We start from the raw sequence: 23,167 nt of genomic DNA, 5'->3' as shown, positions 1-23,167 counted from the left end.
TGACTGGAACCCACCCCGTAGTTTCCGGGACCTTCCACTGTCCATTGAGCTGCCAGGAGCGCTAGAGCGCCTCGAGACGCCAAAACCCGCTCCGACACAGGTCGGAGCGGGTTTCCCTTGGTCGGGCTGACAGGATTTGAACCTGCGACCACTTGACCCCCAGTCAAGTGCGCTACCAAGCTGCGCCACAGCCCGAGTTGCCTTCCGGGATCGCCGGTAGGCGAGCGAAACTCTACCTCAGCCCCCTACCCAAATCCCAACCGCGTCATCCCTACCAAATCGGGGTATCAAGGACGGGTGGCGCAGACCCGCGATGACACTCCCCTGTGGCTGTTCGCCGATCAGCTCGGCCCGGCCACCTACGGCGGTGAGCACGCCCACCGTGAGGTGCTGCTGGTGGAGGCGACCTCGGCGCTGGCCAAGCGCCGCTACCACCGCCAGAAACTCCATCTGGTGCTGTCCGCGCTCAGGCACGCCGCGCACGACCTCGACGATCGTGCCACCCTGCTGCACGCCGACACCTATTCCGACGCGCTGCACCAGTTCAAGCGACCCGTCCTGGTGTTCGAACCCACCTCGCATGCGGCCGAGAAGTTCGTCCACCGACTCCGCAACAACGGTCTGATCGCCGACATCCTGCCCACCCCGACATTCGCGCTGCCGCGCAAGGATTTCCAGGAGTGGGCCGGCCAGCGGACCCGCTTCCGGATGGAGGACTTCTACCGTGACCAGCGCCGCCGCTTCGACGTCCTGATGGAGGGCAAGGACCCGGTCGGCAACCGATGGAACTACGACGAGGACAACCGGGAGCCCCCGCCGAAGAAGCAGAAGACCCTCGATGTCCCCGCCCCGTACCAACCCCGCGAGGACGATATCGACGAGCAGGTCCGCCGCGACCTGGACCAGATGGACCTCGACACCGTCGGCGTCGACGGCCCGCGCCTGTTCGCCGTCACTCCTGCCGAGGCCAAGCGCGCGCTGACCCGCTTCGTCGAACACCGACTGCCGGCCTTCGGCCGCTACGAGGACGCCATCATGGCCCAGGACTGGTCGATGTCGCACTCACTGCTGTCCGTACCGCTCAACCTGGGCGTACTGCACCCGCTCGACGCGGTGGAAGCCGCCGAGCAGGCGTACCGCGACAACCAGGCACCGCTGGCCGCCGTGGAGGGGTTCATCCGGCAGATCCTCGGCTGGCGCGAATACATGTGGCACCTGTACTGGCACTTCGGCCCCGACTACACCGCCGACAACAACGAACTGAACGCCCGGGCGCCGCTGCCGGACTGGTGGGCCGATCTCGACGCCGACGCCGTCACCGCGCGATGCCTGCACAACGCGCTGGCGGGCGTCCGGGACCGCGGCTGGAACCACCACATCCAACGCCTCATGGTGCTCGGCAGCCATGCCCTGCAGCGCGGCTACCGGCCCGACGAGCTCACCGACTGGTTCGCCACCGCCTACGTCGACGGCTTCCGCTGGGTGATGCCCACCAACGTGGTGGGCATGAGCCAGCACGCCGACGGCGGTCTGCTCGCGACCAAGCCGTATACCTCCGGCGGCGCCTACATCAACAAGATGAGCGACCACTGCGGTGACTGCGCGTTCGACCCGAAGAAACGGGTCGGCGACGACGCGTGCCCGTTCACCGCCGGCTACTGGGCCTTCACCCATAAGCACCGGGACCTGCTGTCCCGCAACAACCGGACCCGCCGCAGCGTCTCGACGATGGACCGGCTCACCGACCTCGAGGCCGTCTTGGAGCAGGAATCAGCGCGTGATCGCTTCTGACTCCGTCTCACCCGCCGCCACGGCTCCTGCCTCGGGGGCAAAGCGTGGCGCGCGCGTCACCCGCCAGGCGTAGATCACCAACGACACCCACACCACGACGATCAGCGAGTAGATCGCCGTCGACCACGGCCACTGGATGTCGAAGAAATGCACCAGCTTCTGGCTGTTGGTCAGCACGATGACACCGCCGACCGCGGTGCCCAGCAGTGCCGGGCTGACCTTGGTCACCAACCACGCGGCGAACGGAGCCGCGATCACGCCACCGATCATCAGCCCCACGACCACCGGCCAGTTCTCCAGGAACTCCTGACGCAGGCCGATCAGGAAGCCGAGTGACGCCGACACCGAGACCAGGAACTCGGACGCACTGACCGAGCCGATGACCGTCCTGGGCGCCGTCTTGCCCTGGGAGAGCAAGGTACTGGTCGTCACCGGGCCCCAGCCACCGCCGCCCGAGGCGTCGATGAATCCACCGAACAGCCCCAGCGGGGCCAGGAACTTCGTGCTGTGGCTGGTCCCCCGCCCACCGAACGTCAGCGGTGTCCGCAGCGAGAACCGCAGCAGGACGTACAGACCGATCGCCATCAAGATGGCCGCCATCAGTGGAGCGGCATGTTCGGTGGACAACGACGACAACACCGTCGCACCCAGGAAGGCGCCGACAGCGCCGGGCACACCCAGTTTGGCCACCAGCGCCCACTCGATGTTCTTGAACTTCCAGTGCGAGAGCCCCGAGGCGAACGTGGTGCCGACCTCGGCGAGGTGCACCGCGGCGCTGGCCTGCGCGGCGCCGACGTTGGAGAGCACCAGCAGGGTGGTGGCGGTGACGCCGAACGCCATGCCGAGCGCGCCGTCCACGAGCTGGGCGCCGACACCGACAAGCGTGAAGATGATGAGCGAACGCACTGGTTCGGCTGCTTTCGATCAGGAGGCCATGGGCGGCCTTGAGACGGGTGGGGCGGACGTCAGGGACGCCGACAACACCACTCGTCGAAAGCCATCAACCGGCGCGACGGCCAGAACGGCTCGAGCGCGCACAACTCGGACGGTGACGCCGCGAAAGCGCGTTCACTCATCGGAGTCCTCCCAGATTCTCAAGCCGCAGGCCAGACTACACGGACAACAACCGATACAGCCCAATCAATCCCACCACGACAATCACGGCCCGCAACGCACTGGGTGACAGCCGCCGCCCGTAGTGGGCACCGAGGAAGCCGCCGATCAGCGATCCCACCGCGATCAGTCCGGCCGCCACCCAGCTGATCCGGTCGAACGCCACCGCCGTGTAGGCCACCGCGGCGACCACGTTGACCAGCAGCGACAGCAGATTCTTGGCCGCATTCATGCGCTGCATATCGTCGGGCAGCAAGGCGCCCATAACCGCCACCAGCAGGATGCCCTGCGCCGCGGTGAAGTAGCCGCCGTAGATGCCGACGGCGAACGTTCCCGCCACCAGGGCGGTCATCCGGGCCGCCGACACATGGTCGGCGGTCTGGCCCGATGCTTCGGCCCGCCGGCGCGCCCAGGCTTGGATGCGCGGACCCAGCAGCACCAGGACCAGCGCGAGGATCAACAGCGCCGGGACGATACGGATGAACACCTTTTCCGGCAGGTGCAGCAGCAGCCAGGCGCCGACACCGGCGCCGACCAGCGAGGCCGGGATCTGCCAGCGCAAGCGGCTCCACTGGCCGCGCAGTTCGCGGCGGTACCCCCAGGTGCCCGACACTCCGCCGGCGACCAACCCTACTGCGTTCGACATCGTCGCGGTGACCGGTGGGAAGCCGAGGGCGACCAGGGTCGGGAAGGTGATGAGAGTGCCCGAGCCGACGATCGCGTTGATCGCTCCGGCACCCACTCCGGCCAACGCGATCAGGATCATGTGGGTGGTCGACACTGTGGCCACCCTACTCAAGCGGTGGGTGCTACTTCCGGGCGGAGCGCTTCTCCCGGACCCGGACATTGATGCGGATCGGGCTGCCCTCGAATCCGAAGGTCTCACGCAGCTTGCGCTCCAGGAACCGGCGGTAACCGGCCTCCAGGAAGCCACTGGTGAACAACACGAATGTCGGTGGGCGCGAGGCCGCCTGGGTGGCGAACAGGATGCGCGGCTGCTTACCTCCGCGCACCGGCGGCGGGGTCGCCGCGACGATCTCCTTGAAGAACGTGTTCAGCCGCCCGGTCGGGATGCGGGCATCCCAGGACCGCAACGAGGCCTCAAGTGCGGGCACCAGCTTCTGCACGGCACGACCGGTTGTGGCCGAGATGTTGACCCGCGGCGCCCACTGCACCTGCGCCAGCTCCCGGTCGATCTCCTTGTCCAACAGATAGCGCCGGTCCTCGTCGACCAGATCCCACTTGTTGAACGCCAGCACCAGTGCACGCCCGGCCTCGATCACCATGGTCAGCACCCGCTGGTCCTGCTCGGTGAGCGGCTGCGAGCCGTCGATCAGCACGACCACCACCTCGGCGGCGTCGATGGCGCTGTGGGTGCGCACCGAGGCGTAGAACTCGTGCCCGCTGGCCTGGCCCACCTTGCGCCGCAGCCCGGCGGTGTCGATGAAACGCCAAGGCTTGCCGCCCAACTCGATCAGCGAGTCGACCGGATCCACCGTGGTGCCCGCGACATCGTGCACCACCGAACGTTCGTCACCGGACAGCCGGTTCAGCAGTGAGCTCTTGCCCACGTTGGGTTTACCCACCAGCGCGACGCGTCGCGGACCGCCGGGACCGCCCGCGACCTCGGAGGCCTCGGGCAACTTCTCCAGCACGCTGTCCAGCAGGTCGGCGACACCGCGGCCGTGCATGGCGCTGATCGGGTACGGCTGCCCCAGTCCCAGCGACCACAGTGCGGCCGCGTCGGATTCACCGCGCTCGTTGTCAACCTTGTTGGCCGCCAAGAACACCGGCTTCCCGGCGCGCTGCAGGCGTTTGGCCGCGGCCTCGTCGGCCGAGGTCGCGCCGGTGATGGCGTCGACGACCATGACGATGGCGTCGGCGGTCTGCATCGCGATCGACGCCTGCTCGGCCACCTTCTGCTGCAGGCCCTTCGCGTCGGGTTCCCAGCCCCCGGTGTCCTGGACCACGAACCGGCGGCCCAGATACTGCGCGTCATAGGAGACCCGGTCGCGAGTCACTCCGGGGATGTCCTGGACGACGGCCTCACGGCGGCCCAGGATCCGGTTGACCAGCGTGGACTTACCGACGTTGGGGCGTCCCACCACGGCCAGCACCGGCGGTGGAGCAAAATCCTCCTCGGCACCGTCGTCCTCGAATGATCCTTCTGCCCAGTCACTTTCGTCGTACCAGGTGCCGTCTTCGCTCATCGGTGCGCTCCGGCCCGCTGCTGTACCAGCTCTTGGAGGTGATCAATCACCTGTGCCTCGTTCATTTCGCTGGTGTCCACGATCACCGCGTCCTGCGCGGCCCGCAGCGGCGATACCGCGCGGGTGGAATCGAGATGGTCACGGCGCTTCACGTCGGCGAGCACGGCCTCGTAGGAGTCCTCGATACCGTTCGCGATGTTCTGCGCGTGGCGCCGCTGCGCACGCACCTCCGCCGACGCCGTCAGGAAGATCTTCACGTCGGCATCCGGCAGCACCACGGTGCCGATATCGCGGCCCTCGACCACCACCCCGCCATCACCGGCTGCCAGCTCGCGCTGCAGCTGCACCAGCCGGGCCCGCACCGCGGGCACCGCGGAAACCGCCGACACCCCGCCGGTGACCTCGTCACCGCGGATCTCGAACGAAACATCTTCGCCGGCAAGAAAAGCCCGGTCCTCGTCGGGGTCGTACCCGACGGCCAGGTCGACATCGGCGGCGATATCGGCGACCCGCTGCGCATCGGTGACGTCCACCCCGGCGCGCAGCACCGCGAGCGTGACGACCCGGTACATGGCCCCCGTGTTCAGGTAGCGCAGCCCCAGGGTGCGCGCCAAACCGCGTGACACCGAGGACTTTCCGGTTCCGGCCGGCCCGTCCAGGGCGATCATCAGCACGTCACTCACATTCCCACCGCCTGGTACAAATCGCCGATTTCCTTGCGGGTCAGCACCCGGATATTGCCGGGCCGGGTATCACCCAGCTCGACAGCACCGATGCTGGTGCGCACCAGACTCTCGACCGGAAAACCCACCGAGGCCAGCAGCCGTCGCACCAGGCGCTTGCGGCCCTCGTGCAGCGTCACTCTCACCATCGACTTGCCGGGCAGGGTGTCCACGACCGCGAAGTCGTCGAGCGCGATCGGCCCGTCGTCCAGTTCCACCCCGGCGCGCAGTTTCTTGCCGAGCCCGCGCGGTACCGAGCCGACGACGGTGGCCAGATAGGTCTTGGGCACCTCGTAGGACGGGTGCATCAGGCGATGGGCCAGCTCGCCGTCGTTGGTCAGGATCAGCAGTCCCTCGGTCTCGGCGTCCAGGCGCCCCACGTGGAACAGGTTCTTGTTCCCACGCACCCGGTGCTCCACCAGATCACCGACGCAGGGCCGGCCCCGGTCATCCGACATCGTCGAGTGCATGCCGCGTTCCTTGTTGATCGCGAGATACACCAGGGTGTCGTCGAGCTGCACCTTGCTGCCGTCCACCCGGATCTCCGAGTTCTCGGTGTCCACCCGGGTGCCCAGCTCGGTGACGATGCGGCCGTCCACCTCGACGCGGCCGTCGAGGATCATCCGTTCAGCCACCCGGCGGGAGGCAATTCCCGCCTGCGACAGCACTTTCTGTAACCGAACACCATCCTGCTCGACCATGTCAATCCTTGTCCACATCGAAACCCGACTGCTTGCCGGGTACAGCAGCCGAACCGTCGAGCTTCGCGAAACGCGGTTCGGCACTGAGGTTTTCACTCAGGTCATCGATGACATCGACATCGGGCAGCAGGGGCGCGATATCGGGTAGATCTGCCAACGAGGACAGTCCGAGCCGTTCCAGGAACAGCTCGGTGGTGGCGAAAGTGACGGCGCCACTGTCGGAGTCGTTACCCGCTTCGGTGATCAGACCGCGGGCCACCAGGGTGCGCACCACGGCGTCGACGTTCACGCCGCGCACCGCGCTGACCCGGGCGCGGGTGACGGGCTGCCGGTAGGCCACCACCGCCAGTGTCTCCAGCGCGGCACGGGTCAGTTTGGACCGCGAACCGTCGAGCAACAGCCGCTCCACGTACGGGGCGTAGCGGGCCCGGGTGTACATCCGCCAGCCGCCACCGGCCTCGCGCAGATCGATACCACTGCCCCGCTCGGTCAGCTCGGCGGCCAGTTCGGCGAGCGTGGCCGCCACCCGATCCTCGGTGTTGGCGGTGGCCGAGGCCAGCGCCTCGACCGTCACCGGGGTGTCCACCACCAGCAGCAGCGCCTCGATGACCGAGCGGAACTCGGCGTCATCGAGAGCCTCGGCCGTCGGCTCCGGGGTCTCGTCGGCGATCAACTCGGCGTCCGAGCCCGGGGCCGGGTCGACGCCCGTTTCGGTATCGGTCACATCGTTGGTCATTGGTCTTCTTCCACGGCGGCTGCGAGGTGTTCGTTGGTTGGCCGATCTCCGGTCCACGAAACCTGGAGCACACCAAGCGGTTCTACTTGCTCGAATGCTACCGCCCTGGCCCGGTACAGCTCCAACAGCGCCAGGAAGCGGCCGACGATCTCCATCGACCCCTCGCAGTCCGCCACCAGCTCCGAGAACGACGCCCACTGCCCCACGCCCCGGGTCTCCAGCAACCCCATCAGCCGTTTGGCCTGCTCGGGCACCGAGACCGGCTGGATGTGCAGATGGTCCAGGCGCACCGTCGGGACCGGTCGCGGGGTGAACGCCGTCGCGGCGATCTGAGCGAACCGGTCGGCGTCCACACCCAGCATGACCTCGGGTAACAGCTCCTCGAACTGCGGTTCCAGGGAGACTGCGCGCGGGTAGCTGCGCAGCGCGGCGGCCTCCAGTTCGGCGAACATCTCGGCGACGTGCTTGAAAGCGCGGTACTGCAGCAGCCGCGCGAACAACAGATCGCGCACCTCCAGCAGGGCGAGATCTTCCTCGTCGTGCACCTCGCCGGCCGGCAGCAGCCGGGCGGCCTTGAGGTCCAGGAGTGTGGCGGCAATCACCAGGAACGCCGTCGTCTCGTCGAGCTCGAGCTGGCGGCCGATCTCCTTGGTGTAGGCGATGAACTCGTCGGTCACCTGGTGCAGCGCGACCTCGGTGACATCGAGGCGGTGGCCGAAGATCAGCTGCAGCAGCAGATCGAACGGGCCCTCGAAGTTGCTCAGCCGGACCTGGAAACCCTGGGCGGCCTCCGGAGCGTCGGGAGCAGCCGCCTCCGTCACGACCCGAACCGGGCGATCACCTCGCGGGCCAAGGCGCGATATGCCAGTGCCCCAGTCGATTTCGGCGCCCAACTGGTGATCGGCTCACCGGCCACGCTGGTTTCCGGGAATCGCACGGTGCGGGTGATGACGGTGTCGAACACCAGATCGCCGAACCGCTCGACCACCCGGGCCATCACCTCGCGGGCGTTGACGGTCCGATGGTCGAACCGGGTGACCAGGATGCCGCTGATCTCCAGCTTGGGGTTGAGCCGGTCCTTCACCTTCTCGACGGTGTCGGTGAGCAGCGCCAGCCCGCGCAGCGAGAAGTACTCGCACTCGGTCGGGATGATCACGCCGTCGGAGCAGGCCAGCCCGTTCACGGTGAGCAGGCCGAGCGACGGCTGGCAGTCGATGAGCACGTAGTCGTAGCGGTCGAGCACCGGGTACAGCGCACGGGCCAGCGACTGTTCGCGGCCCACCTCGTTGACCAGCTGGATCTCTGCGGCCGACAGGTCGATATTGCTGGGCACCAAATCCAGCCCGGGGACCCGGGTGTTGATGATCACCTGTTCGATGGACACCCGCGGCTCGATCAGCAGGTTGTGCACGGTGTGGTCGAGTTCGTAGTGCGGCACCCCGAGTCCCGCGGACAGCGCGCCCTGCGGGTCCAGGTCGACCAGCAGCACCCGGCGACCGTATTCGGCCAGGCTGGCGCCCAGGTTGATCGTCGAGGTGGTCTTGCCGACGCCACCCTTCTGATTGCACATGGCGATGACCTTCGCGGGCCCGTGCACGCTGCGTGGGCGGGGCTCGGGAATGTCGCGGGGCGGGCGGCCGGTGAGGCCGATCTCCGGGGCCGACTCGTCTTCGCTCACGCTGCAGCCACGCAGATCGGGTGGCCCTCATCCATGGCGAACATCGCAGCAGAGTCTAGCTGTGGATAACAGTCCCGTACTGCAGACCCGCTGGCTAATGTCGCAGGTATGAGCCTGACCAGACGGCTGCCGTTCCTGCGCTGGTCGTTCCTCCGGCTGGCCTGGGGCGCCCGCAACATCACCACCACGGGTCAGATCGGCGACGGCCGGGAAGCGGCCGCCGCGGACTTCGTGGAGACCCGGGCCCGCGCCGGGGACGTCGACGACGTCATCGCCGCCATCGACCGCTTCGCCTACGAGCACTCCTATCTGATCAACGTCGGCGACGAGAAGGGCCTGCTGCTCGACGACGCGGTCCGGCGGGCGTCGCCCTCGACTGCGCTGGAGCTGGGCACCTACTGCGGATACGGCGCGCTGCGCATCGCCCGCGCCGCCCCGCAGGCACAGGTGTTCTCGGTGGAACTGTCGGCGGCCAACGCCGAGGTGGCCCGCCGGATCTGGGCCCACGCCGGCGTCGCCGACCGGGTCAGCTGTGTCGTCGGCACCATCGGCGACGGCGGCGCCACCCTGGACGCGCTGGGCTTCGCGCCCGGGGAGCTGGACTTTCTGTTCCTCGACCATGACAAGGACGCCTACCTGAGCGATCTGCAGGCCATCCTGTCCCGGGGGTGGTTGCGTACCGGCGCCGTGGTCGTCGCCGACAACGTCGGGATCCCCGGCGCCCCCAAGTACCGCGCGTACATGAAGGAACACCAGGGCGCCTCGTGGCGGACCGTCGAGCACAAGACACACGCCGAGTACCAGACGCTGCTGCCCGATCTGGTACTGGAGTCCGATTACCTGGGCGGTTAACGGGCCCGCGGGTGCGCCCCGGCCCACACCTCGCGGAGCGCGCTGACGGTCACCAGCGTGTAGATCTGCGTGGTGGTCACCGAGGCGTGCCCCAACAGTTCCTGCACGACGCGCACATCGGCGCCGCCGTCGAGCAGATGGGTGGCGAACGAGTGCCGCATGGTGTGTGGTGAGACCGCCGAGGCGATCCCCGCCGCCTCCGCGGAATCCTGCAGCACTTGCCACGCGCTCTGCCGGGACAGCCGGCCACCGCGGGCGTTGAGGAAAATGCCCGGGCTGCCCTTGCCACGGCGCGCCAGGTCGGGGCGCCCGCGCACCAGGTAGGTGTCCAGGGCGCTGACCGCGGGCCTGCCGATCGGCACCAGCCGCTGCTTGCCGCCCTTGCCGCGCAGCAGCACCGAGCGGGATTCGGTGTCCACATCGTCGATGTCCAGGCCGACCGCCTCGGAGATCCGGGCGCCGGTCGAATACAGGACTTCCAGCAGCGCGCGGTTGCGCAGGGTCAGGGGCCCGTCGGATTCGCGTTCGCCACCGGCGGCCTCCAGCAGCGAGACGACCTCGTCGAGGGTGAGGCTCTTGGGCAGCCGCCGGGTCGGGGTGGGGGGTTTGACGGCGCGGGCGACGTCGACCTCGACGATGCCCTCCGCGGTGAGGAAGCGGTGTAGCCCGCGGACCGCGACGAGCGTGCGCGCCGCGGACACCGCCGACAGCGCGGTGATGCCGTTGTCCGGGTCGCCCTTGCGCAGCGCGATCAGGAAGTCGCTGACATCGGTCTCCCCGACCGCCCGCAGATCCGCGATGCCGCGACCGGTCAGGTGGTCGGCGTAGCGGCGCAGGTCGCGCCGGTAGGAGCTCAGGGTGTTGGCCGCGACGCCACGCTCGATGGTGAGGTGGTCCAGATAGCCCTGTATCTGTTCGTCGAGCACACCCATCGCGGTCGTCACGGTTCAGTCCTGTCGGGCCGCGAACGCGTGGGGCAGATCCGTCCATGGGCTGTCGGCCGGCCGCAGCGTGGATCGGTCGGAAACCGCGTGCGCGGCCAGAATCCCGGCCACCGCAATCGAATTGACGATCTCACCGGCCAGCACCTGCTGCACCGCCGCGGCGAGGGGCAGCCAGTCCAGTCTCAGGTCGGCCTCCTCGTGCTCGGCCTCGGGCCGCCCGATCTCCGACAGCCCGGTGGCCAGGAAGATCCGCACGCTCTCGTCGCTGAAACCGGGTGAGGTCACGATGTCGGCCAGCACCGACCAGTTCTCGGCGGCCAGGCCGGCTTCCTCGTGCAGTTCCCGGGCGGCGGTCAGCGCCGGGGCTTCCCCACCCACGTCGAGCAGGCCGGCCGGTATCTCCCAGAGCCGGCGACCCACCGGGTGCCGGTACTGATAGACCATGGCCACCCGATCGTCGTCGTCGAGGGCGACGACGGCGACCGCACCGAAATGCTCGACCACCTCGCGCCGGGCCACCACGCCGTGGGGCATCTGCACCTCATCGAGGCGAAGGGCGATGATCTTTCCGGCGTAGACGGTCTCGCTGGACTCGGTGACGAAATCGTGTTCAGCCACGGTGGGCCGGTTCGGCTTCCTCGACCTCGGCGCCGTTGGAGCGCGACAGTTGCTCCAGCGGGAGCAGCTCGCCGGCCTTGTAGTCCAGCGCCGCGCCGATGAAGGCGGCGAACAACGGATGCGGACGGGTCGGGCGGCTCTTGAGCTCGGGGTGCGCCTGGGTGCCCACCAGGAACGGATGCACATCGGCGCCGTACTCGACGAATTCGACCAGGTGCCCATCCGGTGAGGTGCCAGAGAACTTCAATCCGCTCTCGGCGATCCGGTCCCGGTAGGTGTTGTTGACCTCGTAGCGGTGCCGATGCCGTTCGGAGACCTCGGTGGCGTCGTAGGCCTGCGCCACAATCGATCCCGGCTCCAGCACCGCCGGGTAGGCGCCCAGGCGCATGGTGCCACCCAGGTCGGCCTCGCCGGCGACGGCGTCGAGCTGATCGGCCATGGTGGCGATCACCGGGTCCGGGGTGTCGGGATCGAACTCGGCGGAGCTGGCCTCGGTCAGCCCCACCGAGCGCGCCGCCTCGATGACGATGCACTGCAGACCCAGGCACAGTCCGAGCACCGGCACACCCCGCTTGCGGGCGTAGCGGATGGCGCCGATCTTGCCGTCGATGCCGCGGATACCGAAGCCCCCGGGGATGAGCACGCCGTGCACATCCTCCAGCGCGGCGATCGCACCGGCATCGGTCTCGCAGTCGTCGGAGGCGATCCACCGGATGTCGACCTTGGCGCGATGGGCGAACCCGCCGGCGCGCAGCGCCTCGGCCACCGACAGATACGCATCGGAGAGGTCGATGTACTTGCCCACCAACGCGATCCGGACGGTCTCCTGGGGTTCGTGCACGCGCTGGAGCAGGTCGTTCCACTGCGTCCAGTCGACGTCGCGGAAGGGCAGGTTGAGCTTGCGCACGACGTAGGCATCGAGTTCCTCGCGGTGCAGCACCTTGGGGATGTCGTAGATCGACGGCGCGTCCGGGGTGGAGATGACCCCGTCGATGTCGACGTCACACATCAGCGCGATCTTGTTCTTCAGGCCCTCGGGCACGTCGCGGTCGCATCGCAGGATCAGCGCGTCGGGTGCGATACCGATGCTGCGCAGGGCGGCCACCGAATGCTGGGTGGGTTTGGTCTTGAGCTCACCGGAGGGCGCCAGGTACGGCACCAGCGAGACGTGCAGGAAGAACACGTTGTCGCGGCCCACCTCGTGGCGGACCTGCCGGGCGGCCTCCAGGAACGGCAGCGATTCGATATCGCCGACGGTGCCGCCGATCTCGGTGATCACCACATCGGGCCGGTTGCCCTGGGCGTCCGGCTCGGCCATCGCCAGGATGCGGCTCTTGATCTCGTCGGTGATGTGCGGGATCACCTGGACGGTGTCGCCGAGGTACTCGCCGCGGCGTTCCTTGGCGATCACCGAGGAGTACACCTGACCGGTGGTCACGTTGGCGGACCCGGACAGGTTCCGGTCCAGGAAGCGCTCGTAGTGGCCGACGTCGAGGTCGGTCTCCGCGCCGTCTTCGGTGACGAACACCTCACCGTGCTGGAACGGGTTCATGGTGCCGGGATCGACATTGAGGTAGGGGTCGAGCTTCTGCATCGTCACCTGCAACCCGCGGGCGGTGAGCAACTGGCCGAGGCTACTGGCCGTCAGGCCTTTCCCGAGTGAGGACGCGACACCACCGCTGACGAAGAGGTGTTTGGTCGCGGTCTGCGGGTGCTTGCGTAACTTCGCTTGACCGGGCAAGTGCAACCTCCGTGGCGATGGGGCGAGTTGATTTGCATCAACTCAGGGCCTGCGACCCACGGAATCTCACCTTAACACCAGCGCCGACAAGCCGCGCCTGACGCGCCGGGGCTGTTTACTGCGGGACGGTGACGGAGTTCGCACCCTGCCCGATGCCGTAGCGGCCGGGCTGGCCGCCACGCAGCAGATCGCTCAGCGCCAGGGCGGTGGTGATGCGTCCCGATACCAGGTCCACATCGTCGACGGTGCTGACCGCTGCGGACAGCCCGGCATCCGAACGGGTCACCGCGACGGCGGCGGTCCCGGTGGCCGACCCGTCGCGCCCGGCGAGCACGACGCCGCCGCCGTGCGGGGCCAGGCCGGCGGCGAATCGTGCCACCGTGGTCCCCCGGTTGCCGGCGTCATCGCCGAGCGAGCCTCCGGTGACGATGACGGCGGTGTCCGCGGCGTCGATGCCCTGCGCGTCGTAGGCGATGAAACCGGTGTCGCGCAGCGTCGCCAGCACGGTCTCACGCTGGTCCTCGGGGACGGCCTGCTCTTTGCCCCGCAACAGCGCGATCCCGAGCAGGTCACCGGCTTGGGAGCCCTGGTCCACCGATGTGGTGCTGAGCTGACGGCCCACCGGCACGATCGGTGAATTGACCACCGACAGCAGCTTTTCCGAGGAGTTCGCGTCGACGAACTGCGGGGTCAGGGCGATGACTCCGGTGGTGGTGGCGCCGCCCTGCCCGACCAGCCGCACCATGGCGTCCACGTCGTCGTCGGCGGCGTCGGGGGTCCTGAAGATCACCACCGACTTGCCCCGCAGGGTGTCGCGCAGGATGCGGGGCGCCACGATCTCATCGAACTCCCCCGCCGCGCTGAGCTTTTCGTTGAGTTCGTTTTTCTCGTCGGTCAGCGTCTCGATCTCGGTGCGCAGGTCGGCCTTGTCGCTGCGCAGCCCGGACAGCACTGTGTCGGAGAACAGCCCCGAGCCCAACACCACACCGATGGCCAGGGCGAGAAAGACCGCGGCCAACGAAATGGCATGCGTGCGCAGCGAAATCATGATGCCACCCTTCGGGAGGATTCAGCGAGGATGCCGCAGGATCTAGGACACCAGGCCCTGCGCCCAGAGCAGGAAGCGGTTCCAGTAGTCGACGACCCAGTCGATCACGGTGGCGTCGACCTGGGTCACCCACAGTGCAACGATCACCGCGATCAGCATCGCCAGCACCAGCAGGGCGATCGCGCCGGCCGAGACCCGGCTGCGGTACAGCGTGGCCACGGCCTTGGCGTCGACGAGTTTCTCGCCGACCTTGAGCCGGGTCAGGAACGTCGACGGGTTGCTCTGCTGACGGGAGCGGTCGAAGAATTCTTCGATGGTGGCGCTGTGGCCTGCGGTGACGATCAGCGAGGCGCCGTGGTGGTGGCACAGCAGCAGCGCGAGGTCGGCGGCCGACCCGGCGGCCGGGAAGGTCATCGCTCCGACACCGAGATCCTGGATGCGCTCCAGGCCCGGGGCGTGACCGTCGGCGTCGGCGGGCAGTACGACCTGCGCTCCGCAGCGCAGCGCGTCGGTGCTGATCGAGCTGGGGTCGCCCACGATCAGCGCGGGCCGGTAACCGGCCTTGCGGAGTAGATCGGCGCCGGCACCGACACCGACCAGAACGGGCTGATACTCCTTGATGAACGGCTTGAGCGCCTTCAGGTCATCGGCGGCGGCGGGCCCCTCGGCGACCACGACGACGTGCCTGCGGTCCATGTCGACATCGATATCGGGGATGCCCATCCCGTCGATCAGCAGCGGGCTCTCGCTGCGGATGAACTCGATGGTGTTGCCGGCGAAGGCTTCCAGGTGCGCGACGAGTCCGCTCTTGGCTTCCACCATGAGCTCGTGGATCTCCAGGTCGGTGCGCTCGGTACCGAGCCCGATCCGGCGGTCACCGGCGTAGACGCCACCGTTGTTGAGCCGGATGCGGGCGCCGTCCTTGATCTTCTTGAAGACCTCCGGGCCCGCCTCGTCGATGAGCACGATGCCGTTGGCCACCAGCACCTCGGGACCGAGGTTGGGATAGCGGCCCGAGATGGACGGTGAGGCGTTGACCACACCGGCGACCTCGGCCTCCACCAGGGCGTCCGCGGTGATGCGGTCGAGGTCCTGTGCGTCCAGGACGACGATATCGCCGGGCCCGATGCGCCGGAGCAATCGATCAATGTCGCGGTCAACGCGGGCAGTACCGATGACGCCCGGCTTTGAGCTGGCATTACGCGATAGCAACGCTGACATCTTCATGCGGCGATTCTGGCCATAAACCCTCAAGTTGAGGTGGAGGCGCGCCGTAACACCAGCCCCACAAGTTTTCTTTTGTCACATCTGCAACATCATCGCGATCTCAATCGCGCTTCGCCGCGTAGTGCCGTGCGGCCTTGGCGCGGTTGCCGCATGTGGTCATCGAATGCCACCGCCGGGTGCCGTTCTTGGAGGTGTCGTGGAACCAGAGCACGCAGTGCTCGTGGGCGCATTGCTTGATCCGACCCGGAGCCACCGCCAGCAGCCGCAACAGATCGTCGGCGGCCAGCCAGCCGGGCAGCCACTCCGCCCGCGCGACATCGGGCTCCTCGCGCGGACCGGTCTCGGCGAGGATGCGACGAACCCGCCCCTGGTCGAGCACCGCGTTCAGCTCATCGATGTCGTTGTCGGCGACCGCCCGCAGTACCGCGTCCCGGGCGCGTACCAGTGCGGCACGGGTCTTCTCGTCGGCCGGGCAGCGCTCGTCGAGACCGTTGGCCAACAGCCAAATACGCAGGCCGGGCACGTCCTCGAGCAGGTCCTGCGGCCCGTCGGCGGACATCCACACCGTGTTCAGCAGATCCAGCGCGAGAGGTTCCCCGACATGCGGGCGCGGATCAGCCATACCCCAGCGTAGCGCACTAACCACCGAAATAGATTTAGCTGGTTGACACCGGTCGCGAATCGTCCTAACCTCTGAAATAAATTACACCGGTTACATGGAGGATCAGGATGAGTACACCCACCGCCCCACAGCTCGCCCCCGGCCACGTCGGCCTCAACGTCACCGAACTCACCCGATCGGTGGACTTCTACCGGCGGGCACTGGGTTTCGAACAGCTCGCGATCCACAACGAGGGTGACCGCCGCTTCGCCTTCCTGGGCATCGACGGCGACCTGCGTTTGACGTTGTGGCAGCAGAGCGACGGAGAGTTCTCCAGCAGCACCCCGGGCCTGCACCACCTGTCCTTCCAGGTCGACACCATCGAGCAGGTCCGAACCGTGGAGTCCGCACTCAAGGAGCTCGGCGTGACCTTCGCTCATGACGGTGTGGTGGCGCACGGTGAGGGCGCGTCGTCGGGTGGCATCTTCTTCACCGACCCCGACGGGATCCGGCTCGAGGTCTTCGCACCACGCGGCGCCGAGGCCGAGCCGGCCCCCAACGGCGAATCACCCACCTGCGGATTCTTCTGAGGCGCGCCATGACCGTCTATCACCCCGGCGAGCTGGCGGTGCAGCGCAGACTGGGCCAGAGCGACATCGCGGCACGGCTGAGCCGGATGGTCCGCGACGAGATCCCGGACGCCGCCGCCGAATTCCTGGCCGATCAACCGATGGTCGTGCTCGCCGCGGCCGACGACGCCGACCGGATATGGACCGGCCTGGTCACCGGCCCGCCCGGTTTCGTGCACGTCACCGATGAGCAGATCGCCGTCGATGCGTTGCCCGTCACCGGCGATCCCCTGCGCGAGGTGCTGACCGGACAAACCCACCGGGTCGGCATGATCGCCGTGCAGCCGCAGACCCGGCGCCGCATGCGGGTCAACGGTGTCGCCGTCCCGACCGGCGCCGGACTGCTGATCCAGCCCGATCAGGTGTACTCGAACTGCCCGAAATACATCTCCCGCAGGCATATCGAGGGTGTGGTGAGCGCGCCCGACAGGCACGTGCGGCACCACGGCGACGCCCTCGACGCGCGCGCCCAGCAGATCATCGCGGCGGCCGACACCTTCTTCATCGGGTCCGCGGATACCGAGGGCAACACCGACGCCTCGCACCGGGGCGGCAATCCGGGCTTCCTCCAGGTGCTTTCACCCACCCGGCTGCGGTGGCCGGACTACCGGGGCAACTCGATGTTCATGACGCTGGGCAATATCAGTGCCAACCCGCGGGCCGGGCTGCTGATCCCGGACTGGGACACCGGGACCACGCTGCAGCTGACCGGCACCGCCGAGATCATCTGGCAGAGCGAACCGGATGCACAGTGTTCCATCGAATTCACCGTCGACGAGGTTCTCGAACTGACCGGTGTCAGCCCGCTGCGCTGGAGCAGCGCGGAACTGTCGCCCGCCAACCCGGCCTGATCACTCGGCGCGGTCGCGCTGGGCGGACTCCCACAGCTCACGCGCATGGGCCCGGCCGCTGTCGGTGTCGCCGAGCCCGGCCAGCATCCTGGCGAGTTCGGCCACCCGGTCCTCGTCCTGCAGACGGACGACGCGGCTGGATTTCGGGCCGCTCTCCACCACGAGATGGGTATCGGCGTAGGCGGCCACCTGCGGCAAATGGGTGACGACGATGACCTGATGGGTGCGGGCCAGCCGCGCCAACCGGCGACCGATCTGCACCGCGGCACGGCCACCGACTCCGGCGTCGACCTCGTCGAACACCATCGTGGTGCCCTCCGCCGACGCTGACAGCACGACCTCGAGGGCCAGCATGACGCGCGAGAGCTCACCGCCGGAGGCACTTTTGGCCAGCGGCAGCAGCTCGGTGCCACGATGCGCGGCGAACCCGAACTCGACCGCGTCCACCCCGTGCTGACCGGCGTGCGCCGCCACGCCACCGGCCAGCGTGATCGGCGCCGAGTCGTCGGCACGGGCAGCCAACGGCGCCAACGAGATACCGAAGTCGGCCCCGGTCATCGCCAGACCGGCCAATTCTGCGGTCACCGCCTTGGACAGCCCCTTGGCCGCCTTGGTGCGCGCCTTGGTCAGATCGGCGGCCGCGGCGACCACCTTGGCCTGCAGGTCATCGACACGCTGTTGCAATCCCGCCAGCGCCTCCTCCGAGACGTCGAGCTGCGACAGCCGGTCCCGGGATTCTCTCGCCCACGCCAGCACCGCGTCGATATCGGCACCGTACTTGCGGGTCAGTCCGCGCAGCTCACTCTGGCGCGCCAGCTTGCCTTCCAACGTGCTGGCATCGCTGGGCAGTTCGGAGAGGAATCCACCGAGCTCGGTCGACACATCGGCGATCACGGCGACCGCTTCGGCCAGTCGCTCGCCCAACGCCTGCAAGACGCCGTCATCGGTGCCCTCCAGGGCGGCCCTGGCCGAGGCGACATTGGCCGCCGCGGACGCCGCATCGGTGCCGTCGTCATCGGGCGGGCCCGCCAACGCGGCCCGTGCCCCGGCGGCGGATTCGCGCAGTGCGTCGAGTTCGGAGAGCCGACGGATATCGGCGACAAGGGCATCGTCCTCACCCGGCGCCGGGTCCACGGTGTCGATCTCGTTGAGCCCGAAGCTCAGCCGGTCCGCCTCGAGCGCGAGTTCGCGGGCCCGCTGGGTACGGTCGATCAGGTCGCGGCGCGCGGTCAGCCATTCCTCGCGCAGCGCCCGGTACTTGCGTAGCGGTGTGCTCACATCGGCGAACCGGTCCAGCGCGCCGCGCTGCTCATCGGGGCGCATCAGCCGCAGCTGATCGTTCTGTCCGTGCAGGGCCAGCAGCTCATTGGTGAACCCGCTCAGCGATTTCGCCGGCACGCTGCGCCCGCCGAGGTAGGCCCGCGACGGCCCGTCACGGCTGACCGATCGCGCCGCGATGACGCTGTCGTCATCGTCGCGGTCTGCGCCTGAGGACTCCAGGATCTCGTCGATGCGACCGGTGACATCGGCACCGAGATCAACGGTGGCGAAACGTCCTTCCACCACGGCCCGATCGGCACCGGTACGCACCCGGCTGGCGTCGGCCCGTGCTCCGCCCAGCAGGTGCAGGCCAGTGACCACCATCGTCTTGCCTGCGCCGGTCTCGCCGGTCAACACGGTCAGGCCGCGATCGAACTCGGCCGTCGCCGAACTGATCGCGCCCAGCGATTCGATACGTATCTCGGAAAGCACTACTGGCCACGCCATCCGGTGACGGGCAGCCGGAACTTCCGAACCAGCCGGTCGGTGAACGGCGCGCTGTCCAGCCGCACCCATTTCAGCGACGTCTCACAGCGTGTCACCTCCAGGCGTGCGCCGGCCGGCACGATCATCTTGCGCCGGCCGTCACAGAAGGCCACCGCGTCATTGCCGCCGGCCTCGATCTCGATGGCGATGGACGCGTTCGGGCTGGTCACCATCGGCCGCGCAAACAGCGCATGAGCGTTGTTGGGCACCACCAGGATCGCCTCCAGATCCGGCCACAGGATCGGTCCGCCCGCCGAGAATGCGTACGCCGTGGAACCCGTCGGCGTCGAGACCAGCACACCGTCGCACCCGAACGAGGACACCGGTCGGCCGTCGACCTCCAGCACCACGCCCAGCACGCCGAGCCGCGGGCCCTTTTCCAGGCTGGCCTCGTTGAGCGCCCAGCCGTGGTCCAGGATGGTGCCGCCCGCGCGAACCACGATGTCGAGGGTCATCCGCTTCTCGACCAGGTAGTCGCGGGCGATGACATGGTCGAGAACGTCGTCGAGGGCCTCGGTCTCCGCTTCGGCGAGAAAGCCGATGCGACCGAGATTGAGCCCGAGCACCGGAATCTCGGCGTTGCGGGCAAGTTCGGCAGCCCGCAGGAAGGTGCCGTCGCCACCGAGAGCAAGCACCAGCTCACAGCCTTCGGCGGCCCGTTCGTCGGCGTCGACGACCTCGATGTCCACACCGAGCGCCCGGATCTCGTCCGGTGCCAGGTGCAGCGAACCTCGGTCGACGGCTTCCGCGGTCAGCACCCGCAGGCCGATCCCGTGTTCGCCCAGCACCTTCTCCACCCGGCGGGCGGTCTCGGTGGCCTCGTCACGCCCGGTATGCACGACGACCAGCACGGATCGTTCGGATGTCATTGTGGCCCTTCGTCAATGGCACGAGCAACAGCGTCTTCCAGGCTCTCACCGACGAGAGGTTCGTCGGCTTCGGCCCGGAACCGCAGGAAGAACTCCACATTGCCGGACGGCCCCGGCAATGGGCTTGCAGTGACAGCGACTGTGTGCCACTGCAATTCGGCGGCACGGTGTGCGACGGCCAGGACCGCCTCGGCGCGCAGCGCGGGATCCGAGACGACGCCACCGGCACCGACCCGGTCCTTGCCGACCTCGAACTGTGGTTTGACCATCGGAACGATGTCGGCGTCACGGCTGCAGCACGCAGTCAGCGCGGGCAGCACGGTGGCCAGCGAGATGAAGGACAGGTCGGCGACCACCAGGTCGACCGGGCCGCCGATCGCATCGGGTGTGAGAGTCCGGACATTTGTGCGTTCCAGCACGTCCACCCGCTCATCGGAGCGCAGTGACCAGGCGAGCTGTCCGTAGCCGACGTCGGCGGCCACGATCTCGGCGGCACCACGGTCCAACAGCACCTCGGTGAATCCGCCGGTCGATGCGCCCGCATCCAGGCAGCGGCGGCCCTGGACGGGCACACCGAAGGCATCGAGCGCACCGATCAGTTTGTGCGCACCTCGCGATACCCAGGTGCGTTCGTCGGCTGCGACGGTGAGATGGGCGTCCACCGATACCGCGGTGGCCGGCTTGGCCGCCGGCATGCCATCGATGCGGACCCGGCCCGCGCCGATCAGTTCGGCGGCCTGCTGCCGGGACCTGGCCAGCCCACGCCGCACCAACTCGGCATCCACCCGCGCTCGTCGCGTCATCGGGTCAGTGCCCCCGGATCGCGTCGCCCCGGCCCTCCACCGATTCCAGGGCGCGGACCAGTAGGTCATGCGCCTCTTCCAGGCGCGCTGCGACGGCGTCGATTTCGGAGTCCTCCAGCCCCCCGGATTCGATATCCGGCAGGTCTGCCAACAGTGCCGCAATCTGGGTGCGGATCTGCTCAGGATCGGTACTCATATCGCTGATCACGCTAGCCGATGCGGTCAGGTCAGCAGCGACCAGCGCTGCAGTGCAGCGCGCGCGGTGTCATCGCCGGCTGCGACGGTGACGCTGCCACCGCCGGCCCACGCTGCGTGCGCGGTGGCACGCACGACGCTCAGCGGATCACCGGCATCGGCTCCGGTCGCCCGCACGGTGAGCGTCGAACCGCTGGTCTGGGTCTGCCAGGCCGGGTGCGGGGCGATCCGCAGGACCTCGGCATCGGTGTGCAGGGCGCGCAGATCCTCGGACACGAAATCGGGCCGGCTGCCGGACGCGGCGTGCACCATATCGGCGGCGTTGTTCACCCCGGTGAGCACCATCAGGCTGGGCAGCCCCGCAGCGTTGGCTCCCTCGATATCGGTATCGAGGCGATCCCCGATGACCAGAGGTGTCCGGAAATCGCCGCGGGCCAGCGCGTCGTTCATCAGGGTGGGGGCCGGTTTCCCGGCGACCTGAGGTTCGGCGTCGGTGGCGGTACGCAGCGCAGCGACCATGGAGCCGTTGCCCGGCAGCAACCCGCGTTCCGACGGCAGCGTGCGGTCGACATTGGCGGCGACCCACACCGCACCGGCACGGATGGCCAGCGCAGCCTCGGACAGGATCGGCCAGGCGGTCTCGGGGTTGTGGCCCTGGACGACACCGACGGGACTCTCCTCGAACGCGCGGACCGGCTTCAGGCCGACGGCGACGATCTCGGCGGCCAGCGAGTCGGTGCCGACGACCAGCACGGCGGCGCCGGCAGGCAATTGGCTCGCCAGCAAGCGGGCGGCGCTCTGCGCGCTGGTGACGACGTCATCGGCTCGGGCGCTGAAGCCGAGCTCCTGGAGATGCCCGGCGACCTCGGCGGCCGACCGGGAAGCATTGTTGGTGACGTAGAGCGTGCGGGCGTCCAGCGTCGCCAAACTGTCCACCGCTCCGGTGGTGGGTTCGTGGCCGCGGAACACCGTGCCGTCGAGATCCAGGAGCAGACAATCATGCTCCCGCGCCAGTGTGCCCATCTCAGGTCAGCTCGGTGAGACGTTCTTCGGCGTCGGTGACACCCTCTACGTCGACGGCGGCGGCGTTGATGAAGGCCTGCACCGCGTCATCGGGGCGACCGAGCGCGAGCAGGGTCTCGGCATAGACGTAGAACAGCCGGGCACTGGTGGTCCCGAGGCGGGTCGCGTCCAGTGGCGGGCTGGACAGTAGCGCCAGCGCCTGTTCGTGCTGGCCGAGATCGGATCGGGCCCCTGCCACCACGATGCGCAATTCATCGGCATCGTCGCCGGTGAGCTGCAGGGCCTCTTCGCTACGGGCCAACTCGACGGCCCTTTCCGGACGTCCGACACCACGTTCGCAATCGGCGATCAAGGGCAGCAGTGCAGACTTGCTGCCCATCCGCCGGGCGGCACGCAATTCGGCAAGCGCCTGCGCCCAGTCACCGCAGTAGTACGCCGCGATACCCACGGCTTCGCGGACCGCGGCGATCCTGCCGGAACGGGCACGCGCGGCGCGGGCGTGTTCCAGCGCGGCCGCAGGATCCTCCTCGAGGAGTTCCCCGGCCGCCACCAGGTGGCGTGCCACCACGTCGGCCGTGGACTTGTCCAGGGTGATCAACTCGCTGCGGATCTCGGGAGAGAGCTGTTTTGCTTCGATCTCCGGTGGAATGCGCGGGCCGACCGGACGGTCTTCGCCATCCTGATCCCGCCGGCTACTGGGCCCGGAAGACCATGGTGGGCTGGGCCGATCACGACCACCTCGATGAGGCGCGCCGCCGGCTCCGGAACGCTGAGCGCCGTTGGCGCCGGAACGGTGTCCGGAGTTCCCGCCGGCACGCGGACCGTCGCCCGCCGCCCGGCGGAAGGGCCGTTCGCCGCTGCCGGCTTGTCTGTCCTCGGCCACAGTCGCCTTCCTGATTGATCAACCGTCTTTCCGAAAGGATAGCCGGGAGCCGGCGAAACACGACAGTTGCCTGAATATCGGCCATTTACTGCCATTCAATTCGAATCGTAAAATGGCTGGTGAATT

General features: G+C 68.3%; 24 protein-coding genes and 1 tRNA gene. 4 read left to right on the top strand and 21 right to left on the bottom strand.

The features are described 5' to 3' along the window. Window positions 1-118 precede the first annotated feature (118 nt). Window positions 119-195: transfer RNA gene (locus tag EXE63_RS27805), tRNA-Pro, on the bottom strand. Window positions 196-297: 102 nt separating this feature from the next. Between EXE63_RS27805 and EXE63_RS27800 the strand changes: the two genes are divergently transcribed. After that, on the top strand, window positions 298-1,791 hold the full coding sequence (locus tag EXE63_RS27800; RefSeq protein WP_168144604.1) for a cryptochrome/photolyase family protein: 1,494 nt from the start codon (window positions 298-300) through the stop codon (window positions 1,789-1,791). Here the strand turns inward: EXE63_RS27800 and EXE63_RS27795 are convergent. From EXE63_RS27795 to EXE63_RS27760, 8 genes are all read right to left on the bottom strand, one after another. Beyond that, window positions 1,771-2,697, bottom strand: coding sequence for a sulfite exporter TauE/SafE family protein (locus tag EXE63_RS27795; RefSeq protein WP_168144603.1), 927 nt, complete (start codon window positions 2,695-2,697; stop codon window positions 1,771-1,773). The genes EXE63_RS27800 and EXE63_RS27795 overlap by 21 nt on opposite strands. Window positions 2,698-2,902: 205 nt before the next feature. Next, entirely contained in the window at window positions 2,903-3,670 is a 768-nt protein-coding gene (locus EXE63_RS27790) for a sulfite exporter TauE/SafE family protein (RefSeq protein WP_168145814.1), read from the bottom strand. Window positions 3,671-3,713: 43 nt separating this feature from the next. After that, window positions 3,714-5,114: a ribosome biogenesis GTPase Der gene (gene der / locus EXE63_RS27785; RefSeq protein ID WP_168144602.1), complete on the bottom strand. Its 1,401-nt coding sequence runs from the start codon at window positions 5,112-5,114 to the stop codon at window positions 3,714-3,716. Beyond that, the gene (gene cmk / locus EXE63_RS27780) at window positions 5,111-5,782 is read right to left on the bottom strand and encodes a (d)CMP kinase (protein WP_436277761.1); all 672 of its coding nucleotides are present in this window, start codon (window positions 5,780-5,782) and stop codon (window positions 5,111-5,113) included. The genes der and cmk overlap by 4 nt, the downstream gene beginning before the upstream one ends. 11 nt (window positions 5,783-5,793) lie before the next feature. After that, on the bottom strand, window positions 5,794-6,537 hold the full coding sequence (locus EXE63_RS27775) for a pseudouridine synthase (RefSeq protein ID WP_168144600.1): 744 nt from the start codon (window positions 6,535-6,537) through the stop codon (window positions 5,794-5,796). Window position 6,538: 1 nt separating this feature from the next. After that, window positions 6,539-7,273: an SMC-Scp complex subunit ScpB gene (scpB, locus tag EXE63_RS27770; RefSeq protein WP_168144599.1), complete on the bottom strand. Its 735-nt coding sequence runs from the start codon at window positions 7,271-7,273 to the stop codon at window positions 6,539-6,541. Continuing rightward, entirely contained in the window at window positions 7,270-8,094 is an 825-nt protein-coding gene (locus EXE63_RS27765; RefSeq protein ID WP_168144598.1) for a segregation/condensation protein A, read from the bottom strand. The genes scpB and EXE63_RS27765 overlap by 4 nt, the downstream gene beginning before the upstream one ends. Continuing rightward, entirely contained in the window at window positions 8,091-8,951 is an 861-nt protein-coding gene (locus EXE63_RS27760) for a ParA family protein (protein WP_210000070.1), read from the bottom strand. The genes EXE63_RS27765 and EXE63_RS27760 overlap by 4 nt, the downstream gene beginning before the upstream one ends. A gap of 108 nt (window positions 8,952-9,059) precedes the next feature. Between EXE63_RS27760 and EXE63_RS27755 the strand changes: the two genes are divergently transcribed. Next, window positions 9,060-9,803 (top strand): O-methyltransferase, encoded by a 744-nt coding sequence (locus tag EXE63_RS27755; protein WP_168144597.1) that lies wholly within the window; start codon window positions 9,060-9,062, stop codon window positions 9,801-9,803. On the opposite strand, the gene xerD is transcribed toward EXE63_RS27755, so the two are convergent. The 6 genes from xerD to EXE63_RS27725 form a co-directional block, all read right to left on the bottom strand. After that, complete coding sequence (gene xerD, locus EXE63_RS27750) at window positions 9,800-10,735, bottom strand: site-specific tyrosine recombinase XerD (RefSeq protein WP_168145812.1); 936 nt, start codon at window positions 10,733-10,735, stop codon at window positions 9,800-9,802. The genes EXE63_RS27755 and xerD overlap by 4 nt on opposite strands. A gap of 15 nt (window positions 10,736-10,750) precedes the next feature. Further along, window positions 10,751-11,365 (bottom strand): NUDIX domain-containing protein, encoded by a 615-nt coding sequence (locus EXE63_RS27745; protein WP_168144596.1) that lies wholly within the window; start codon window positions 11,363-11,365, stop codon window positions 10,751-10,753. Beyond that, window positions 11,358-13,106 carry a CTP synthase gene (gene pyrG, locus EXE63_RS27740; RefSeq protein WP_168144595.1) on the bottom strand — a complete coding sequence of 583 codons (1,749 nt, stop codon included), beginning with the start codon at window positions 13,104-13,106 and terminating at the stop codon, window positions 11,358-11,360. Before pyrG ends, EXE63_RS27745 begins: the two co-directional genes overlap by 8 nt. 115 nt (window positions 13,107-13,221) lie before the next feature. Further along, window positions 13,222-14,154 carry a copper transporter gene (locus tag EXE63_RS27735; RefSeq protein WP_168144594.1) on the bottom strand — a complete coding sequence of 311 codons (933 nt, stop codon included), beginning with the start codon at window positions 14,152-14,154 and terminating at the stop codon, window positions 13,222-13,224. A gap of 42 nt (window positions 14,155-14,196) precedes the next feature. After that, window positions 14,197-15,381 carry a putative cytokinetic ring protein SteA gene (steA, locus tag EXE63_RS27730; protein WP_168144593.1) on the bottom strand — a complete coding sequence of 395 codons (1,185 nt, stop codon included), beginning with the start codon at window positions 15,379-15,381 and terminating at the stop codon, window positions 14,197-14,199. A 100-nt stretch (window positions 15,382-15,481) separates the two neighbouring features. Continuing rightward, window positions 15,482-16,003 carry a CGNR zinc finger domain-containing protein gene (locus tag EXE63_RS27725; RefSeq protein WP_168144592.1) on the bottom strand — a complete coding sequence of 174 codons (522 nt, stop codon included), beginning with the start codon at window positions 16,001-16,003 and terminating at the stop codon, window positions 15,482-15,484. A 107-nt stretch (window positions 16,004-16,110) separates the two neighbouring features. Here EXE63_RS27725 and EXE63_RS27720 point away from each other — a divergent pair, with 107 nt between their 5' ends. Further along, on the top strand, window positions 16,111-16,572 hold the full coding sequence (locus EXE63_RS27720) for a VOC family protein (protein WP_168144591.1): 462 nt from the start codon (window positions 16,111-16,113) through the stop codon (window positions 16,570-16,572). An 8-nt stretch (window positions 16,573-16,580) separates the two neighbouring features. Further along, complete coding sequence (locus tag EXE63_RS27715) at window positions 16,581-17,462, top strand: pyridoxamine 5'-phosphate oxidase family protein (protein ID WP_168144590.1); 882 nt, start codon at window positions 16,581-16,583, stop codon at window positions 17,460-17,462. Here the strand turns inward: EXE63_RS27715 and recN are convergent, their stop codons facing one another. Genes recN through EXE63_RS27685 form a run of 6 tightly spaced genes read right to left on the bottom strand, consistent with a single transcriptional unit; the run spans window position 17,463 to window position 23,041 of the window. Continuing rightward, window positions 17,463-19,214 (bottom strand): DNA repair protein RecN, encoded by a 1,752-nt coding sequence (gene recN / locus EXE63_RS27710; protein ID WP_168145811.1) that lies wholly within the window; start codon window positions 19,212-19,214, stop codon window positions 17,463-17,465. It lies immediately after the preceding gene. Next, complete coding sequence (locus tag EXE63_RS27705) at window positions 19,214-20,137, bottom strand: NAD kinase (protein ID WP_168144589.1); 924 nt, start codon at window positions 20,135-20,137, stop codon at window positions 19,214-19,216. The genes recN and EXE63_RS27705 overlap by 1 nt, the downstream gene beginning before the upstream one ends. Then, complete coding sequence (locus EXE63_RS27700) at window positions 20,134-20,940, bottom strand: TlyA family RNA methyltransferase (protein ID WP_168144588.1); 807 nt, start codon at window positions 20,938-20,940, stop codon at window positions 20,134-20,136. Before EXE63_RS27700 ends, EXE63_RS27705 begins: the two co-directional genes overlap by 4 nt. A gap of 4 nt (window positions 20,941-20,944) precedes the next feature. Beyond that, the gene (locus tag EXE63_RS27695; protein ID WP_105362608.1) at window positions 20,945-21,136 is read right to left on the bottom strand and encodes a hypothetical protein; all 192 of its coding nucleotides are present in this window, start codon (window positions 21,134-21,136) and stop codon (window positions 20,945-20,947) included. A gap of 26 nt (window positions 21,137-21,162) precedes the next feature. Then, window positions 21,163-22,158 (bottom strand): HAD-IIA family hydrolase, encoded by a 996-nt coding sequence (locus tag EXE63_RS27690; protein ID WP_168144587.1) that lies wholly within the window; start codon window positions 22,156-22,158, stop codon window positions 21,163-21,165. Window position 22,159: 1 nt separating this feature from the next. Beyond that, entirely contained in the window at window positions 22,160-23,041 is an 882-nt protein-coding gene (locus EXE63_RS27685; protein WP_168144586.1) for a tetratricopeptide repeat protein, read from the bottom strand. Window positions 23,042-23,167 lie beyond the last annotated feature (126 nt).

The sequence above is a fragment of the Mycolicibacterium frederiksbergense genome (genome assembly GCF_012223425.1).
Classification (GTDB): domain Bacteria; phylum Actinomycetota; class Actinomycetes; order Mycobacteriales; family Mycobacteriaceae; genus Mycobacterium; species Mycobacterium frederiksbergense.
The sequence above is the reverse complement of the archived record's forward strand: the minus strand, read 5'-3'. Positions and strand labels throughout refer to the sequence as shown.

Excerpts from the sequence above, each read along its gene's own strand:
- EXE63_RS27700 (WP_168144588.1), bottom strand. The coding sequence starts at position 20,940 with ATGACGCGACGAGCGCGGGTGGATGCCGAGTTGGTGCGGCGTGGGCTG.
- xerD (WP_168145812.1), bottom strand. The coding sequence starts at position 10,735 with ATGGGTGTGCTCGACGAACAGATACAGGGCTATCTGGACCACCTCACC.
- EXE63_RS27775 (WP_168144600.1), bottom strand. The coding sequence starts at position 6,537 with ATGGTCGAGCAGGATGGTGTTCGGTTACAGAAAGTGCTGTCGCAGGCG.
- scpB (WP_168144599.1), bottom strand. The coding sequence starts at position 7,273 with ATGACCAACGATGTGACCGATACCGAAACGGGCGTCGACCCGGCCCCG.
- EXE63_RS27735 (WP_168144594.1), bottom strand. The coding sequence starts at position 14,154 with ATGATTTCGCTGCGCACGCATGCCATTTCGTTGGCCGCGGTCTTTCTC.
- EXE63_RS27690 (WP_168144587.1), bottom strand. The coding sequence starts at position 22,158 with ATGGGCACACTGGCGCGGGAGCATGATTGTCTGCTCCTGGATCTCGAC.
- EXE63_RS27705 (WP_168144589.1), bottom strand. The coding sequence starts at position 20,137 with ATGACATCCGAACGATCCGTGCTGGTCGTCGTGCATACCGGGCGTGAC.
- EXE63_RS27790 (WP_168145814.1), bottom strand. The coding sequence starts at position 3,670 with ATGATCCTGATCGCGTTGGCCGGAGTGGGTGCCGGAGCGATCAACGCG.
- EXE63_RS27720 (WP_168144591.1), top strand. The coding sequence starts at position 16,111 with ATGAGTACACCCACCGCCCCACAGCTCGCCCCCGGCCACGTCGGCCTC.
- der (WP_168144602.1), bottom strand. The coding sequence starts at position 5,114 with ATGAGCGAAGACGGCACCTGGTACGACGAAAGTGACTGGGCAGAAGGA.
- EXE63_RS27725 (WP_168144592.1), bottom strand. The coding sequence starts at position 16,003 with ATGGCTGATCCGCGCCCGCATGTCGGGGAACCTCTCGCGCTGGATCTG.
- EXE63_RS27695 (WP_105362608.1), bottom strand. The coding sequence starts at position 21,136 with ATGAGTACCGATCCTGAGCAGATCCGCACCCAGATTGCGGCACTGTTG.
- EXE63_RS27715 (WP_168144590.1), top strand. The coding sequence starts at position 16,581 with ATGACCGTCTATCACCCCGGCGAGCTGGCGGTGCAGCGCAGACTGGGC.
- cmk (WP_436277761.1), bottom strand. The coding sequence starts at position 5,782 with ATGATCGCCCTGGACGGGCCGGCCGGAACCGGAAAGTCCTCGGTGTCA.
- steA (WP_168144593.1), bottom strand. The coding sequence starts at position 15,381 with ATGAAGATGTCAGCGTTGCTATCGCGTAATGCCAGCTCAAAGCCGGGC.
- EXE63_RS27755 (WP_168144597.1), top strand. The coding sequence starts at position 9,060 with ATGAGCCTGACCAGACGGCTGCCGTTCCTGCGCTGGTCGTTCCTCCGG.